This is a genomic window from Klebsiella electrica, assembly GCF_006711645.1.
Classification (GTDB): domain Bacteria; phylum Pseudomonadota; class Gammaproteobacteria; order Enterobacterales; family Enterobacteriaceae; genus Klebsiella; species Klebsiella electrica.
Genome location: NZ_CP041247.1, coordinates 4,077,464 through 4,091,401 on the forward strand (window position 1 = coordinate 4,077,464; position 13,938 = coordinate 4,091,401).

The 13,938-nt window shown below is 57.8% G+C and carries 13 protein-coding genes; 11 read left to right on the forward strand and 2 right to left on the reverse strand.

The genetic code is table 11. The features are described from left to right. Nucleotides 1–49: 49 nt before the first annotated feature. The 5 genes from Electrica_RS19520 to Electrica_RS19540 all read left to right on the forward strand — a co-directional run bounded on the left by Electrica_RS19520 (nucleotide 50) and on the right by Electrica_RS19540 (nucleotide 5,686). Entirely contained in the window at nucleotides 50–868 is an 819-nt protein-coding gene (locus Electrica_RS19520; RefSeq protein ID WP_131047489.1) for a sugar phosphate isomerase/epimerase family protein, read from the forward strand. 10 nt (nucleotides 869–878) lie between these two features. Further along, nucleotides 879–2,243, forward strand: coding sequence for an MFS transporter (locus tag Electrica_RS19525; RefSeq protein WP_141965217.1), 1,365 nt, complete (start codon nucleotides 879–881; stop codon nucleotides 2,241–2,243). A gap of 56 nt (nucleotides 2,244–2,299) precedes the next feature. Beyond that, nucleotides 2,300–2,386 (forward strand): hypothetical protein, encoded by an 87-nt coding sequence (locus Electrica_RS28975; RefSeq protein ID WP_242627868.1) that lies wholly within the window; start codon nucleotides 2,300–2,302, stop codon nucleotides 2,384–2,386. A 600-nt stretch (nucleotides 2,387–2,986) separates the two neighbouring features. Next, entirely contained in the window at nucleotides 2,987–4,165 is a 1,179-nt protein-coding gene (locus Electrica_RS19535; protein WP_141965218.1) for a Gfo/Idh/MocA family protein, read from the forward strand. A gap of 156 nt (nucleotides 4,166–4,321) precedes the next feature. Then, on the forward strand, nucleotides 4,322–5,686 hold the full coding sequence (locus Electrica_RS19540; protein WP_100683115.1) for an MFS transporter: 1,365 nt from the start codon (nucleotides 4,322–4,324) through the stop codon (nucleotides 5,684–5,686). Between the two features lie 70 nt (nucleotides 5,687–5,756). On the opposite strand, the gene Electrica_RS19545 is transcribed toward Electrica_RS19540, so the two are convergent. Then, complete coding sequence (locus tag Electrica_RS19545; protein WP_004858653.1) at nucleotides 5,757–6,248, reverse strand: YajQ family cyclic di-GMP-binding protein; 492 nt, start codon at nucleotides 6,246–6,248, stop codon at nucleotides 5,757–5,759. A 179-nt stretch (nucleotides 6,249–6,427) separates the two neighbouring features. On the opposite strand from Electrica_RS19545, the gene panE reads away from it, so the two are divergent. Both panE and yajL read left to right on the forward strand, forming a co-directional pair. Continuing rightward, nucleotides 6,428–7,339 (forward strand): 2-dehydropantoate 2-reductase, encoded by a 912-nt coding sequence (panE, locus tag Electrica_RS19550; RefSeq protein WP_100683114.1) that lies wholly within the window; start codon nucleotides 6,428–6,430, stop codon nucleotides 7,337–7,339. Beyond that, on the forward strand, nucleotides 7,302–7,895 hold the full coding sequence (gene yajL / locus Electrica_RS19555) for a protein deglycase YajL (RefSeq protein WP_141965219.1): 594 nt from the start codon (nucleotides 7,302–7,304) through the stop codon (nucleotides 7,893–7,895). Before panE ends, yajL begins: the two co-directional genes overlap by 38 nt. A gap of 78 nt (nucleotides 7,896–7,973) precedes the next feature. On the opposite strand, the gene thiI is transcribed toward yajL, so the two are convergent. Then, complete coding sequence (thiI, locus tag Electrica_RS19560) at nucleotides 7,974–9,422, reverse strand: tRNA uracil 4-sulfurtransferase ThiI (RefSeq protein ID WP_141965220.1); 1,449 nt, start codon at nucleotides 9,420–9,422, stop codon at nucleotides 7,974–7,976. A 301-nt stretch (nucleotides 9,423–9,723) separates the two neighbouring features. Here thiI and xseB point away from each other — a divergent pair, with 301 nt between their 5' ends. The 4 genes from xseB to Electrica_RS19580 all read left to right on the forward strand — a co-directional run bounded on the left by xseB (nucleotide 9,724) and on the right by Electrica_RS19580 (nucleotide 13,786). Beyond that, nucleotides 9,724–9,966, forward strand: a complete 243-nt coding sequence (gene xseB, locus Electrica_RS19565) for an exodeoxyribonuclease VII small subunit (RefSeq protein ID WP_004858644.1) — start codon at nucleotides 9,724–9,726, stop codon at nucleotides 9,964–9,966. Further along, on the forward strand, nucleotides 9,967–10,866 hold the full coding sequence (ispA, locus tag Electrica_RS19570; RefSeq protein WP_100683111.1) for a (2E,6E)-farnesyl diphosphate synthase: 900 nt from the start codon (nucleotides 9,967–9,969) through the stop codon (nucleotides 10,864–10,866). 16 nt (nucleotides 10,867–10,882) lie between these two features. Further along, a complete protein-coding gene (gene dxs / locus Electrica_RS19575) occupies nucleotides 10,883–12,745 on the forward strand; it encodes a 1-deoxy-D-xylulose-5-phosphate synthase (RefSeq protein WP_100683110.1) in 1,863 nt (620 codons plus the stop codon). Between the two features lie 66 nt (nucleotides 12,746–12,811). After that, on the forward strand, nucleotides 12,812–13,786 hold the full coding sequence (locus tag Electrica_RS19580) for an aldo/keto reductase (protein ID WP_141965221.1): 975 nt from the start codon (nucleotides 12,812–12,814) through the stop codon (nucleotides 13,784–13,786). Nucleotides 13,787–13,938 lie beyond the last annotated feature (152 nt).

Here is a 13,938-nt window from a genome sequence, read left to right on the forward strand (position 1 = left end):
ACGGCAGTACACATAACAACAATCACCTGCAACTGTACCGGAGTCTTTTATGAACATGCGAACTCTGTCCCTCGCCGCGCTCACCGTGCTCGACGTTCCGCCACCGGAACAGGTGCGGATCGCGGCACAAACCGGCTTTACTCACGTTGGCCTGCGTCTGCTCCCCGCCACGCCGACCGATCCTGACTACGCTATGCTCGGCGATACCGCAACCGTTCGCGCGACCCTCTCTGCGCTGATGGAGACCGGCATTCGCGTATCAGATGTCGAAATCGTGCGTCTGACGAGCGATTTTTCGCTTAATGCCCGCCTGGAAAGCTTTCTTGAAACCGCCGCGCGCCTGGGCGCCCGGCAGGTGCTGGTGGCCGGTAACGATAACCACCTGACCCGCAGCGCTGAAAATCTTGCCGCGCTCGCCGAAACCGGCCGGAAGTATGGTTTAACCATGAATCTGGAGCCGATGCCGTGGACCCAGCTGCGTACCATCGCTGACGCCAGACGGCTGATTTCCGCCAGCGGGCGGGCGGACATCGGGATTCTGATTGACGCCATCCACTTCTGGCGCGCGGGAGAGTCGCTCTCCAGCCTCGCCGACCTGCCGCCAGAGTGCCTCAACTATATGCAGCTGTGCGACGCTCCGGCGCAGATTCCCGATAACGAACAGGAGTTGATCCATCAGGCCCGCGCCGCGCGGAAGGTACCGGGCGAAGGCGGGCTGGATCTGCATGGTCTGATGTCCGCGCTGCCGACGACGCTACCGGTATCGCTGGAAGTGCCGTTAAGCGGCGCCCAGGGCGCTCTACCGGCCCTCAACCGCGCGCGGTTGCTGTTCAATGCCGCCCAGTCTTACCTGCACGCTTGCGCATAAGGAAAACCCTATGACTCAGACCCAACGCCTGGATGTCAGAGAGTTAATCAACAACAATCCGCTCAGCCGTTTTCAGAAACTGGTGGTTTTCTTAGGCTTTTGCGTGATTGCGCTCGACGGTTTTGATATTGCGATTATGGGGTTTATCGCGCCGACGCTGAAGCATGAATGGGGCGTGACTAACTATGAGCTCGGCTTCGTCATCAGCGCGGCGCTGATTGGCCTGGCCCTGGGGGCGCTCCTCTCCGGGCCGCTCGCCGACTGGCTGGGGCGAAAAAAAATCATCGTCAACAGCGTCTTTTTCTTTGGCTTCTGGACTATCGTCACCGCCTTCTCGCAGAACATCGAACAGATGATTTTCTTCCGTTTTATGACCGGACTGGGACTCGGCGCGGCGATGCCCAATATCGGCACGCTGGTATCGGAGTATGCCCCCGAGCGTCGTCGCTCCTTTCTGATTACGGTGATTTTTTGCGGCTTTACCTTCGGTGCGGCGGCGGGCGGCTTTTCCGCCTCGTGGCTGATCCCGCGCTTTGGCTGGCATTCGCTGATGGCGCTCGGCGGGATTCTTCCGCTGTTGTTTGCGCCATTGCTCATCTGGCTGCTGCCGGAGTCAGTGCGCTTTCTGGTGGTTAAACGCGCGCCGGCGGCACGTATTCGGGCGATATTACAACGGCTCTACCCGGGACAAATTGCGGATAACGCTGAATTTACACTCCCGGCACAGCCCGTCAACGCCAACGCCATGCGCCTTGTCCTCTCGCGCCAGTACCGCCTCGGCTCGCTGATGTTATGGCTGGTCTATTTTATGGGCCTGTTTCTGGTTTATATCCTCGGCAGCTGGCTGCCGACGCTGGTCAAAGAGGTCGGGCTGACCGTCAGCCAGGCCGCGGTGATGACGGCGATTTATCAGGCCGGCGGCACCATTGGCTCTCTGTTCGCCGGGTGGCTAATGGACCGCATTAACCCCCATCGGGCACTGGGGCTGATTTACGCCATCGGCGGCCTGTTTACAATGGCCATAGGCTACGCCGCCGCCAGTTTTGCGCTGCTGTGCCTGCTGGCCTTCGTCAGCGGTGCTTGCCTGAACGGCGCGAATACCGGGATGAATGCGCTCTCCGCCCGCTATTATCCGACCCAGGCGCGCGCTACCGGCTCCAGCTGGATGCACGGCGTCGGCCGAATGGGCGCCATCCTCAGCGCCTTTGCCGGCGCGGAAATGATGGCGCTCAATCTCAGCTTCGAAAGTGTCTTTTTAATCCTTGGGATCCCGGCAGCATTCACCGTCGTCGGTCTGGTGGTGAAGGGGCTGTTTGCCAGCGATGCCGAATCTGCCTCCCCGACCCCCTCCCCCTCACTGAGGAGTCTGTCGTGAGCTAAATTCGTCTTGCCGTCATTGGCGCGGGCGCCATCGGACGCAAACATATTGCGGTGCTTCGCGCTAACCCACGGGCTGAGCTGGTCGCCCTCGCCGATCCTTTGCCCGAAGCGCAGGCGCCTGGATATCGCAGGGTATGACAACGTTGAAGCCATGCTGGATGCGGTACAGCCGCAGGGCGTGATTAACGCCACGCCCAATCTTCTGCATGTGCCCTGCGCGCTGGCGATCCCGCAGATGCAGTGCTGGCGCTATGCGAAGCGGGCGGCTGGCCAGGCGGCCTAATCCGCATCCACAGGCACCGGCGCAATCCCGCATTACGCCGACTTTTCAGCGCGCTTTGGCGTGCGAGGAAAAAGAAAAATAAATTTCATTTAAAGATAAAATGAATATTAATCGTTCATTATTTCAGCGTCCCACGTCGCAGCATCACGCTTTCCCGGCCAGACGCATCAGTTAAACCAGCTTTAATCATCTCATTTCATACGTTTTTAACCAAACGACCGTTCATCAGGAGCCCAGCGGACGGTGGGATAATCTTGATGATTTTTCGATCCTTCTCGCATAAATAAAAATTTAATTTCATATAATGATAAAAATGAAATAAATATTTTTATACCTGTTTTAACCTTCCTCAGGCCGCCGTTTGGTCGCCAGGCTGGCGCCAGAGTCCTGCCCCGCTTCCTCATGCAGGGAGCAAATCTCATCAGACATCCGTACTTTGTATCAAGGAGAACACCATGTTAAACGGCATGAAACCCCTGCCCCGCTCCCTGCGCTGGGGAATGGTCGGCGGCGGAGCCACCAGCCAGATTGGCTACAGCCACCGCTCGGCCGCGCTGCGTGACAATGTCTTTACCTTGCTGGCCGGCGCCCTGGATATCGATGCCGAACGCGGACGCCAGTTTGGTGAACAGCTCGGGATCGCGCCGGAGCGCTGTTATGCCGATTATCAAACGCTGTTTCGCGAAGAGGCGCTGCGTCCTGACGGTATAGAAGTGGTATCGGTAACCACGCCGAACAATACCCACTTCGCCATTACCAAAGCGGCGCTGGAAGCCGGACTGCACGTGGTCTGTGAAAAACCGCTCTGCTTTAGCGCCGCCGAAGCCCAGGAGCTGCGGGAGCTGAGCATCAAGCATAACAAAATCGTCGGCGTCACTTATGGCTATGCCGGGTATCAGATGATTCAGCAGGCGCGGCAGATGATTGCCGACGGGCTGCTCGGGCAGATTCGAATTATCAATATGCAGTTTGCCCATGGTTTTCATAATAAAGCCGTCGAACTGCAGGCGGAGTCCACCCGCTGGCGCGTCACGCCGAAGTATGCCGGACCAAGCTACGTGCTGGGCGACCTGGCAACGCATCCGCTCTTTGTCGCCGAAACGATGGCGCCGCATCTCAACATTCGCCGCCTGATGTGTTCCCGCCAGAGTTTCGTCGCATCGCGCGCGCCGCTGGAAGATAACGCCTTTGTGCTGATGGAATACGACAACGGCGCCATCGGCTCAATGTGGACCAGCGCGGTCAACAGCGGCGCTATGCACTCGCAAAAGGTGCGGATCGTCGGAGAGAAAGCCAGCATCGAGTGGTGGGATGAGCATCCCAACCAGCTCAGCTATGAGGTACAAGGTGAGCCGGCGCGGGTGCTTGAGCGCGGCATGCCGTATCTCAGCGCCGCGGCCCTGGCCGACGATCGGATCGGTGGCGGTCACCCGGAAGGGCTGTTTGAAGCGTGGGCAAACCTCTACCGGCGCTATGCGATAGCCATCGATGCGATGGATCGCGGCGATCGTGGGTTTCTGGAGCACTTCTGGTACCCGGATGTTGAAGCCGGTCTGCACGGCGTCTACTGGGTGGAGCAATGCGTGAAATCCGCCGACGCCGGCAGCCAATGGGTTGACTTTAATTTACAATAAATGCCATCAACCAGTGGAGCCTTCGCCACTGGTTTCTTTATTTTCCCCGCGCTTACCGCATCATGCAACACAGCGGTAATATCTGTTAAACAAACATTTATTTACGCTTCTGGCTGCCACCACTACACTAGTCGCAGTTTGTAGATTGAGGTGGTAATGAACGACAATAAAATGACGCCAGGTGAACTGCGCGCGACCTGGGGTCTGGGGACCGTATTCTCGCTGCGTATGCTCGGCATGTTTATGGTTTTGCCGGTTTTGACCACCTATGGCATGGCGTTACAGGGCGCCAGCGAAGCGCTGATTGGCTTGGCTATTGGTATCTATGGTCTGGCTCAGGCCATATTCCAGATTCCGTTCGGCCTGCTTTCCGACCGCATTGGCCGTAAACCGCTGATTGTCGGCGGCCTGTTAATCTTCGTTATCGGCAGCATGCTAGCTGCGCTGAGCGACTCCATCTGGGGCATCATTCTTGGACGCGCGCTGCAGGGTTCCGGCGCGATTGCCGCGGCGGTCATGGCGCTCCTCTCCGATTTAACCCGCGAACAGAACCGCACGAAGGCGATGGCCTTTATTGGCGTCAGTTTCGGCGTCACCTTTGCCATCGCCATGGTGCTGGGGCCGATTATTACTCACCAACTGGGCCTGCATGCGCTGTTCTGGATGATCGCCATCCTGGCGACGATCGGCATCCTGCTGACGCTGTGGGTGGTGCCGAACAGTCACAACCACGTCCTGAACCGCGAATCCGGTATGGTGAAGGGCTGTTTCAGCAAAGTGCTTGCCGAGCCGAAGCTGCTGAAGCTCAACTTCGGCATTATGTGCCTGCATATCATGCTGATGTCCACCTTTGTGGCCCTGCCAGGGCAGCTGGAAGCCGCCGGTTTCCCCGCCGCCGAGCACTGGAAAATTTACCTGGTCACCATGCTGATTTCGTTTGTTTCGGTGGTGCCGTTTATCATCTACGCCGAAGTGAAGCGCAAGATGAAACACGTGTTCCTGTTCTGCGTCGCGCTGCTGCTGGTGGCCGAAATCGTCCTGTGGGGCGCGGGCGGCTATTTCTGGGAGCTGGTCGCCGGCGTTCAGCTGTTCTTCCTCGCTTTTAACCTGCTGGAAGCCCTGCTTCCCTCTTTAATCAGTAAAGAGTCGCCGGCGGGCTATAAAGGCACCGCGATGGGCGTCTATTCGACCAGTCAGTTCCTTGGCGTGGCGATTGGCGGCGCGCTGGGCGGCTGGGTAGACGGCTTCTTTGATTCGCAAACCGTATTCCTGCTCGGCGCGCTGCTGGCGATGCTGTGGCTGCTGGTTGCCGGGACGATGAGCGAACCGCCGTACGTCAGCAGCCTGCGGGTCGAAATTCCCGATCAGGTGGTGGCTGATAGCGCGCTGCAGGAGCGTCTGCAGAGCACAGAAGGGGTCAAACAGGTGCTGGTGGTCCCCGACGAACGTTCGGTGTATATCAAGATCGACAGCAAGGTGACCAACCGCTTCGAAATTGAGCAGGCCATCAAAGGGGCGTAAAAAAAGCGGGGACTTCCCCGCTTTTTTTATTGGCTGACGTTTGCAGATGATACGCCAGCGCCGCTCCGGCTTAGTCGCGGAAGTTTTTGAACTGGAACGGCTGTCCCAGGTCGCCACCGCGCACCAGCGCCATCACCGCCTGCAGATCGTCGCGCGCTTTACCAGTAACGCGAATCTCTTCGCCCTGAATTTGCGCCTGCACCTTCAGCTTGCTGTCTTTGATCAGCTTGACGATTTTTTTCTGCGTCGCGCTCTCAATCCCCTGCTTCAGCTTCGCATCGACGAACCAGGTTTTCCCGCTGTGCACGAACTCGTCCGGCACTTCGATAGAACTGCCTTCAATGCCGCGTTTTAACAGCTTGGCACGCAGAATATCCAGCAACTGGTTAATCTGGAAATCAGACTCGCTGAGGACCTTGATGGTCTCGTTTTTTTCGTTCAGTTCGAAGCTTGCTTCAACGTTACGAAAATCAAAACGCGACTCCACTTCACGGGTCGCATTCTCTACGGCATTTCGAACTTCCTGAAGATCGACTTCAGAGACAATATCGAAAGATGGCATCTTTTCCTCTCCTTCTGTTTCTTTTGCGTTGCATAATACCCGCAACGCGACATAACTCAACTGGTTATCCCGCAAGCATAGCCGATGTTCTGATGCTCAAGGCGCGGCTGCAGCCGGCAGCGCAACGAGTATATACTTTAGCTATAAATGCCTGGGGTAGTCGCAGGTGAGGAGGAACAATGAAAGTAACCGTACTCGGATGCGGTGCGCTGGGGCAACTGTGGCTAACCGCGTTATGCAAACACGGACACGATGTCCAGGGCTGGCTGCGCGTCCCACAACCCTTCTGTAGCGTCAATCTGATTGAGACCGACGGGACAATTTTTAATGAGTCGCTAACCGCCAACGATCCTGACTTTCTCGCCAGTAGCGACCTGCTGCTGGTGACCCTGAAAGCCTGGCAGGTCTCTAACGCGGTAAAAAATCTGGCCCAGACGCTACCCGCCTCGTCGCCGATCCTGCTTATCCATAACGGCATGGGAACCGTCGATGAGCTGAAAGGCGTGCAGCAGCCGCTGCTGCTGGGCTCCACGACCCAGGCTGCGCGCCGCGACGGCAACGTCATTGTGCACGTCGCCAGCGGCACGACGCATATAGGCCCGGCGAAAGACTATCCGCAGGATTACAGCGACCTGGCCGATACCCTGCAAAGCGTCCTGCCGGACGTCGCCTGGCATAATAACATCCGCCCGGCAACGTGGAGCAAACTGGCGGTCAACTGCGTGATTAACCCGCTGACGGCGCTGAAGGAGTGCCGCAACGGCGATTTGCGCGACTATCCGCAGGAAGTTGAGGTCATCTGCCGGGAGGTCGCCGCGGTCATGGAGCGCGAAGGTATTCATACCTCACCGGAAAACCTGTTATTTTATGTTCATCAGGTCATTGAAAGTACGGCAGAAAATATCTCTTCGATGTTGCAGGATATCCGCGCGCAGCGTCGTACGGAAATCGACTATATCACCGGTTTTCTACTGAAGCGCGCCCGCGCTCACGGCCTTGCCGTACCGGAAAACGCCCGTTTGTTTGAACTGGTAAAGCGTAAGGAGAATGAATATGAGCGCGTCAGCACTGATTTGCCTCGCCCCTGGTAGCGAAGAGACCGAAGCGGTCACCACCATGGATTTACTGGTCCGCGGCGGCGTGCAGGTCACCACGGCCAGCGTCGCCAGCGATGGCAGCCTGACTATCGTCTGCTCGCGGGGCGTCAAGCTGCTGGCCGATGCGCCGCTGGTCGAAGTCGCCGACGGCGATTATGACATTATCGTCCTTCCCGGCGGGATAAAAGGCGCGGAGTATTTCCGCGACAGCCCGCTGCTGGTGGAAACGGTCCGCCAGTTTCATCTTTCCGGACGCATTGTTGCCGCCATCTGCGCGGCGACGGCGACCGTACTGGTGCCGCATAACCTTTTTCCAGTCGGCAACATGACCGGCTTTCCGGCCCTCAAAGATCGTATCCCTGAAGATCAGTGGCAGGACAAACGCGTGGTCTGGGACCCGCGGGTCAACCTGCTCACCAGCCAGGGGCCGGGAACAGCGATTGATTTTGCGCTCAAAATGATCGACCTGCTGGTCGGGCGTGAAAAAGCTTATGAGGTTGCATCGCAACTGGTGATGGCGGCGGGGATTTATAACTACTACGAAGCCTGAGCCACAGACGGCTACGCAACCGGTAGCCCGGATAAGGCATGACTGCCGCTATCCGGGATTCTCTTCACGCGAAGCGGCTTACGGGCGGTAAACCTTCACGTTCTCAAAGCCCTGCTCACGCAGGTACAGCGCCTGCAGACGGCTCATCACGCCACGTTCGCACCACAGCAGCCAGGTTTTGCTCTGGTCGAGATTGCCGAACTGGGTGCTCAGCTTGTAGAACGGCAATGACACGACTTCAACGCCTTCAACCTTCAGCGGCTTTTCATCCTGCTCATCAACAGAACGAATATCCAGAATGACGTCATTCGGGCTAAAGCCGGTTACGGTTTCTACTTCCACCACGTCCTGCTGAGTCTGCTGGGCGATATCGCGAATATCCACGTTATTCGCTTCCGCCACCACTTTATCGAGGATGCTAAAGTCGAAGTTCTCTTCTTCCGCCTCAATATTCGCCTTCACCGCTTTCACGGTCGGGCTCTTCGAAATCACGCCGCAATATTCCGGCATGGTGCGGGCAAAATCTTCGGTGCCGATTTCACGGGCCAGATCGATGATGTGCTCTTTATCGTGCGAAATCAGCGGGCGCAGAATCAGGGTGTCGGAGACATTGTCGATCAGACGCAGGTTGGTCAGGGTCTGGCTGGACACCTGGCCCAGCGCTTCGCCGGTCACCAGCGCCTGCACACCATAGCGTTCGGCGACTTTCGACGCCGCACGGACCATCATGCGCTTCAGCACTACGCCCATCTGACCGTCGTCGACTTTTTCGAGGATCTCCCCCACCACCGGTTCGAAGTTAATCGCCACGAAACGCACGCGGTGTGAGCTACCGAAGCGGTTCCACAGGTAGTGCGCCACCTGACGAACGCCGATTTCATGCGCCGCGCCGCCGAGATTAAAGAAGCAGTAGTGTACGCGACAGCCGCGACGCATCAGCATGTAGCTGGAGACGCCGGAGTCAAAGCCGCCGGAAATCAGCGACAGCACATCTTCCTGCGTGCCGATCGGGAAACCACCGATGCCTTCGTAGCGCCCTTTGACCAGCAGCAGGCGGTCGTTTTCAATTTCCAGATTGACCGTAATGTCCGGGTCAGTCAGCTTCACGCGCGCCGTTTCGATATGCTGGTTCAGACCGCCGCCGACATAGCGCTCCACTTCGATAGAGGTAAACTCATGCTTCCCGCGACGTTTTACGCGCACGCAGAAGGTTTTGCCTTCCAGCGTTTCACGCCACAGCGGCAGCGTTTGCTCAAAAATATCGTGCAGTGAAGTAAACGGGACGTCTTCGACTTCCAGAATATGATGGATACCCGGGATTCGGGTCAGCGCATCGCGAATCACCGGACGCTGATTTTCGTCTTTCGCGCGAACTTCGATATGATCCCAATGACGAACGACGGCAAGCGTCTCATCATAGTTTTTGAGAACGTTACGAATGTTCCCGGTTAAGATCTTAATGAAGCGCAATCTCACGGATTGGCTTTTGATGGTGATTTCCGGGAACAATTTAATGATAAACTTCATGGCGACAATAGTTCGTTGGCAAGCCCGACGGGCTTTAAGCAAAAGTTGTACTGCAGCGCACCGCGGTGCCTGCATCCAGGGAGCGCAGTATATCACCATTGCGTACATTGCGCCTCGCATTGCGCGTTTTACATAAAATCATTCAGGATGCGCCCGCGCGGCGGGGGCATAACCCACTTGCCAGCCACCCGTTTGCGCGTTTTCGGCAACGATTCCGCGAAAGGATGAGGTGTATATTTGCTTAACCACGTGACTTCGTTACCATATTGCTGTCGCGACATTACAAGAGTCTATATTCACTATGCCAAAGAAAAATGAGGCCCCGGCCAGCTTTGAAACCGCCCTGGGCGAGCTGGAGCAGATTGTTAATCGTCTGGAAAGCGGCGCGCTGCCGCTAGAAGAGGCGCTCAGCGAATTTGAGCGCGGCGTACAGCTGGCGCGTCAGGGGCAGGCCCGATTGCAGCAGGCCGAACAGCGCGTCCAGATTCTGCTGGCCGACAGCGAGGATAGCCCGCTGACGCCGTTTACACCGGATGCTGAATAAATGGACTTCTCGCAACAATTACATGCTTGCGTTGAGCAGGCCAACGACGCACTACGTCGTTTCCTCGCTCCGCTGCCTTTTCAGAACACTCCACTGGTTGAAGCCATGCAGTACGGCGCACTATTAGGCGGAAAACGCCTGCGCCCGTTCCTCGTCTATGCCACCGGCGACATGTTCGGCGTCAGCCGCGCGACGCTGGACGCCCCGGCCGCCGCCGTCGAATGCATCCATGCTTACTCTCTGATGCATGACGATCTGCCCGCCATGGACGATGACGATCTGCGTCGCGGTCTGCCGACCAGCCACATTAAATTTGGTGAAGCAAACGCAATTCTTGCCGGAGATGCCCTACAAACGCTGGCATTTTCTATACTGAGTGATGCGCCAATGCCTGAAGTGCCGGACAGCGATCGTCTGGCCATGGTTTCGACGCTGGCGCAGGCCAGTGGCGTCGCCGGAATGTGCGGCGGACAGGCGCTGGATCTGCAAGCCGAAGGCCACCAGGTTGACCTGCAGGCGCTGGAGCGTATCCATCGCCACAAAACCGGCGCGCTGATATGCGCCGCGGTGCGTATGGGCGCGCTGAGCGCAGGTGAACGCGGCCGGGCGGCCCTGCCGGCGCTCGATCGCTTTGCGCAAAATATCGGTCTCGCCTTCCAGGTCCAGGATGACATTCTTGACGTGGTAGGGGATACTGCGACCCTTGGCAAACGCCAGGGAGCTGACCAGCAGCTAGGCAAAAGCACCTATCCTGCGCTTCTGGGACTTGAACAAGCGCGTAAAAAAGCGCATGACCTGATTGAAGACGCCCGTCAGTCGCTGAGTGAGCTGGCCGCGCAATCTCTGGATACGACGGCACTGGAAGCGCTCGCGAATTACATAATTCAGCGTGATAAATAAACAATAAGAGTCTCTGATGAGTTTTGATATTGCCAAATACCCGACCCTGGCGCTGGTGGATTCCACCCAGGAGTTGCGTTTGTTGCCGAAAGACAGCCTGCCGAAACTGTGCGACGAACTCCGGCGCTACCTGCTGGACAGCGTCAGCCGTTCCAGCGGGCATTTTGCCTCCGGCCTCGGCACGGTCGAACTGACCGTGGCGCTTCACTACGTCTATAACACGCCTTTTGACCGTTTAATCTGGGACGTGGGCCACCAGGCCTACCCGCATAAAATTCTGACCGGACGCCGCGATAAAATCGGCACCATTCGGCAGAAAGGCGGACTGCATCCGTTCCCGTGGCGCGGCGAAAGCGAATATGACGTCCTGAGCGTCGGCCACTCATCAACCTCCATTTCTGCGGGCATCGGGGTGGCGATCGCCGCCGCGAAAGAAGATAAACAGCGACGTGCGGTGTGCGTCATTGGCGACGGCGCGATTACCGCAGGTATGGCGTTTGAGGCCATGAACCATGCGGGCGATATCAAACCCGATCTGCTGGTGGTGCTCAATGACAACGAAATGTCGATTTCGGAGAACGTCGGCGCGCTGAATAACCATCTGGCGCAACTGCTCTCCGGCAAACTGTACTCCACGCTGCGCGAAGGCGGCAAAAAGGTCTTCTCTGGCGTGCCGCCGATTAAAGAGCTGCTCAAACGCACCGAAGAACATCTCAAAGGGATGGTCGTGCCCGGTACCCTGTTTGAAGAGCTGGGCTTCAACTACATCGGCCCGGTGGACGGCCACGATGTACTCGGCCTGGTCAATACGCTGAAAAATATGCGCGACCTGAAAGGGCCGCAGTTCCTGCATATTATGACCAAAAAAGGTCGCGGCTATGAGCCGGCGGAAAAAGACCCGATTACCTTCCACGCGGTGCCAAAATTTGACCATACCAGCGGGGTTCTGCCGAAAAGCAGCGGCGGCCTGCCCTCCTACTCGAAAATTTTTGGCGACTGGCTGTGCGAAACCGCGGCGAAAGACAGCAAGCTGATGGCCATTACGCCCGCAATGCGCGAAGGCTCGGGGATGGTCGAGTTTTCGAGGAAATACCCTGACCAGTATTTCGATGTGGCGATTGCAGAACAGCACGCGGTGACCTTTGCCGCCGGCCTGGCGATCGGCGACTACAAGCCGGTGGTGGCCATTTACTCCACCTTCCTGCAGCGCGCCTACGATCAGGTGATCCATGATGTCGCCATCCAGAAGCTGCCGGTTTTGTTTGCCATCGACCGCGCGGGAATCGTCGGCGCCGACGGACAAACGCATCAGGGCGCATTCGACCTCTCCTTCCTGCGCTGTATCCCGGATATGGTGATCATGACGCCGAGCGACGAAAACGAGTGCCGTCAGATGCTCTACACCGGCTATCACTACAATGAAGGGCCAAGCGCGGTTCGCTACCCGCGCGGGACCGGCACCGGCGCCACCCTGCAGCCGCTGGCCTCGTTGCCAATCGGCAAAGGCGTGGTAAAACGCACGGGCGAAAAAGTGGCGATCCTCAACTTCGGTACTTTGCTGCCAGAAGCGGCGCAGGTGGCAGACAAGCTCAACGCCACGCTGGTCGATATGCGTTTTGTCAAACCTCTCGATGATGCGCTTATTTTGCAGCTGGCCGCCGACCACGATGTGCTGGTGACGCTGGAAGAGAATGCCATTATGGGCGGCGCGGGCAGCGGCGTGAATGAGCTGCTGATGGCCAATCGCCGTGCGGTTCCGGTGCTGAATATTGGCCTGCCGGACGTTTTTATTCCCCAGGGAACGCAGGAAGAAGTGCGCGCCGACCTCGGTCTGGATGCCGCCGGTATCGAAGCGAAAATCACCACCTGGCTCGCATAACCCCCGTAACGGCTCCTGCTATGCTTAAAAGACCCCCTTTTTTAAGCGCATAGCAGGAGCAAATCAATGCAATACATCACGCCTGAAGCCACCCACCTGCGAGTTTCCCGGCTGTGTCTCGGCTGCATGACCTTTGGCGAGCCGGATCGAGGCAAGCACGCCTGGACCCTACCGGAAGAGAGCAGCCGACCGCTTATTCAGCGTGCGCTGGAAGGCGGCATCAACTTTTTTGATACCGCGAACAGCTACTCTGACGGCAGCAGCGAAGAGATTGTTGGCCGCGCGCTACGCGATTTCGCCCACCGCGACGAAGTGGTGGTGGCGACAAAAGTGTATCACCAGGTCGGGGATCTGCCGGAGGGCCTCTCGCGTGCGCAGATCCTGCGCTCTATCGATGACAGCCTGCGCCGCTTAGGTATGGAATATGTCGACCTGCTGCAGATCCATCGTTGGGACTACAGCACGCCGATTGAAGAGACCCTGGAAGCGCTAAATGAGGTTGTTAAGGTCGGGAAAGCGCGCTATATCGGCGCCTCATCGATGCACGCTCGCCAGTTTGCGCAGGCGCTACAGCTTCAGGAGAGCAACGGCTGGGCGCGCTTTGTGACCATGCAGGATCATTACAATCTGATTTATCGCGAAGAAGAGAACGAGATGCTGCCGCTGTGCCAGCGCTCGGGCGTATCGGTCATTCCCTGGAGTCCGCTGGCGCGGGGCCGACTCACCCGTCCGTGGGGCGAAACCACCGCCCGGCTGGTATCCGATGAGTTTGGCAAATCGCTCTACAGCGCCAGCGATGAAAACGATGCGCTGATTGCGCAGAATCTGGCTGAAGTGGCGGAAGAAGTCGGTGCCAACCGCGCCCAGGTGGCGCTGGCCTGGCTATTGAGTAAACCGGGTATCGCCGCGCCAATCGTCGGCGCCTCCAGGCAGGAGCAGCTCGACGACCTGCTGGGCGCGGTGGATTTAACGCTGACGCCCGAACAGGTAGAAAAGCTGGAAGCGCCGTATAAGCCGCATCCGATTGTCGGGTTCAAGTAACTCATTGTTCCCACGAGGCTCCCGGCTCCCGGCTCGCGCTGCGCTTAGCCGGGCTACAGGTTCACCAACGCCTGCGGGCCGGTAGCCCGCACAGGTGCGCAGCACCGCCTCCGGGAAACGCCTGCCTGCTCGATTTCCCAGGGGCGCTACGC

Bases quoted from the DNA above. Each gene is read 5' to 3' on its own strand.
- Electrica_RS19520 (WP_131047489.1), top strand. From the start codon at position 50: ATGAACATGCGAACTCTGTCCCTCGCCGCGCTCACCGTGCTCGACGTT.
- Electrica_RS19525 (WP_141965217.1), top strand. From the start codon at position 879: ATGACTCAGACCCAACGCCTGGATGTCAGAGAGTTAATCAACAACAAT.
- Electrica_RS19535 (WP_141965218.1), top strand. From the start codon at position 2,987: ATGTTAAACGGCATGAAACCCCTGCCCCGCTCCCTGCGCTGGGGAATG.
- Electrica_RS19540 (WP_100683115.1), top strand. From the start codon at position 4,322: ATGAACGACAATAAAATGACGCCAGGTGAACTGCGCGCGACCTGGGGT.
- Electrica_RS19545 (WP_004858653.1), bottom strand. From the start codon at position 6,248: ATGCCATCTTTCGATATTGTCTCTGAAGTCGATCTTCAGGAAGTTCGA.
- panE (WP_100683114.1), top strand. From the start codon at position 6,428: ATGAAAGTAACCGTACTCGGATGCGGTGCGCTGGGGCAACTGTGGCTA.
- yajL (WP_141965219.1), top strand. From the start codon at position 7,302: ATGAGCGCGTCAGCACTGATTTGCCTCGCCCCTGGTAGCGAAGAGACC.
- thiI (WP_141965220.1), bottom strand. From the start codon at position 9,422: ATGAAGTTTATCATTAAATTGTTCCCGGAAATCACCATCAAAAGCCAA.
- xseB (WP_004858644.1), top strand. From the start codon at position 9,724: ATGCCAAAGAAAAATGAGGCCCCGGCCAGCTTTGAAACCGCCCTGGGC.
- ispA (WP_100683111.1), top strand. From the start codon at position 9,967: ATGGACTTCTCGCAACAATTACATGCTTGCGTTGAGCAGGCCAACGAC.
- dxs (WP_100683110.1), top strand. From the start codon at position 10,883: ATGAGTTTTGATATTGCCAAATACCCGACCCTGGCGCTGGTGGATTCC.
- Electrica_RS19580 (WP_141965221.1), top strand. From the start codon at position 12,812: ATGCAATACATCACGCCTGAAGCCACCCACCTGCGAGTTTCCCGGCTG.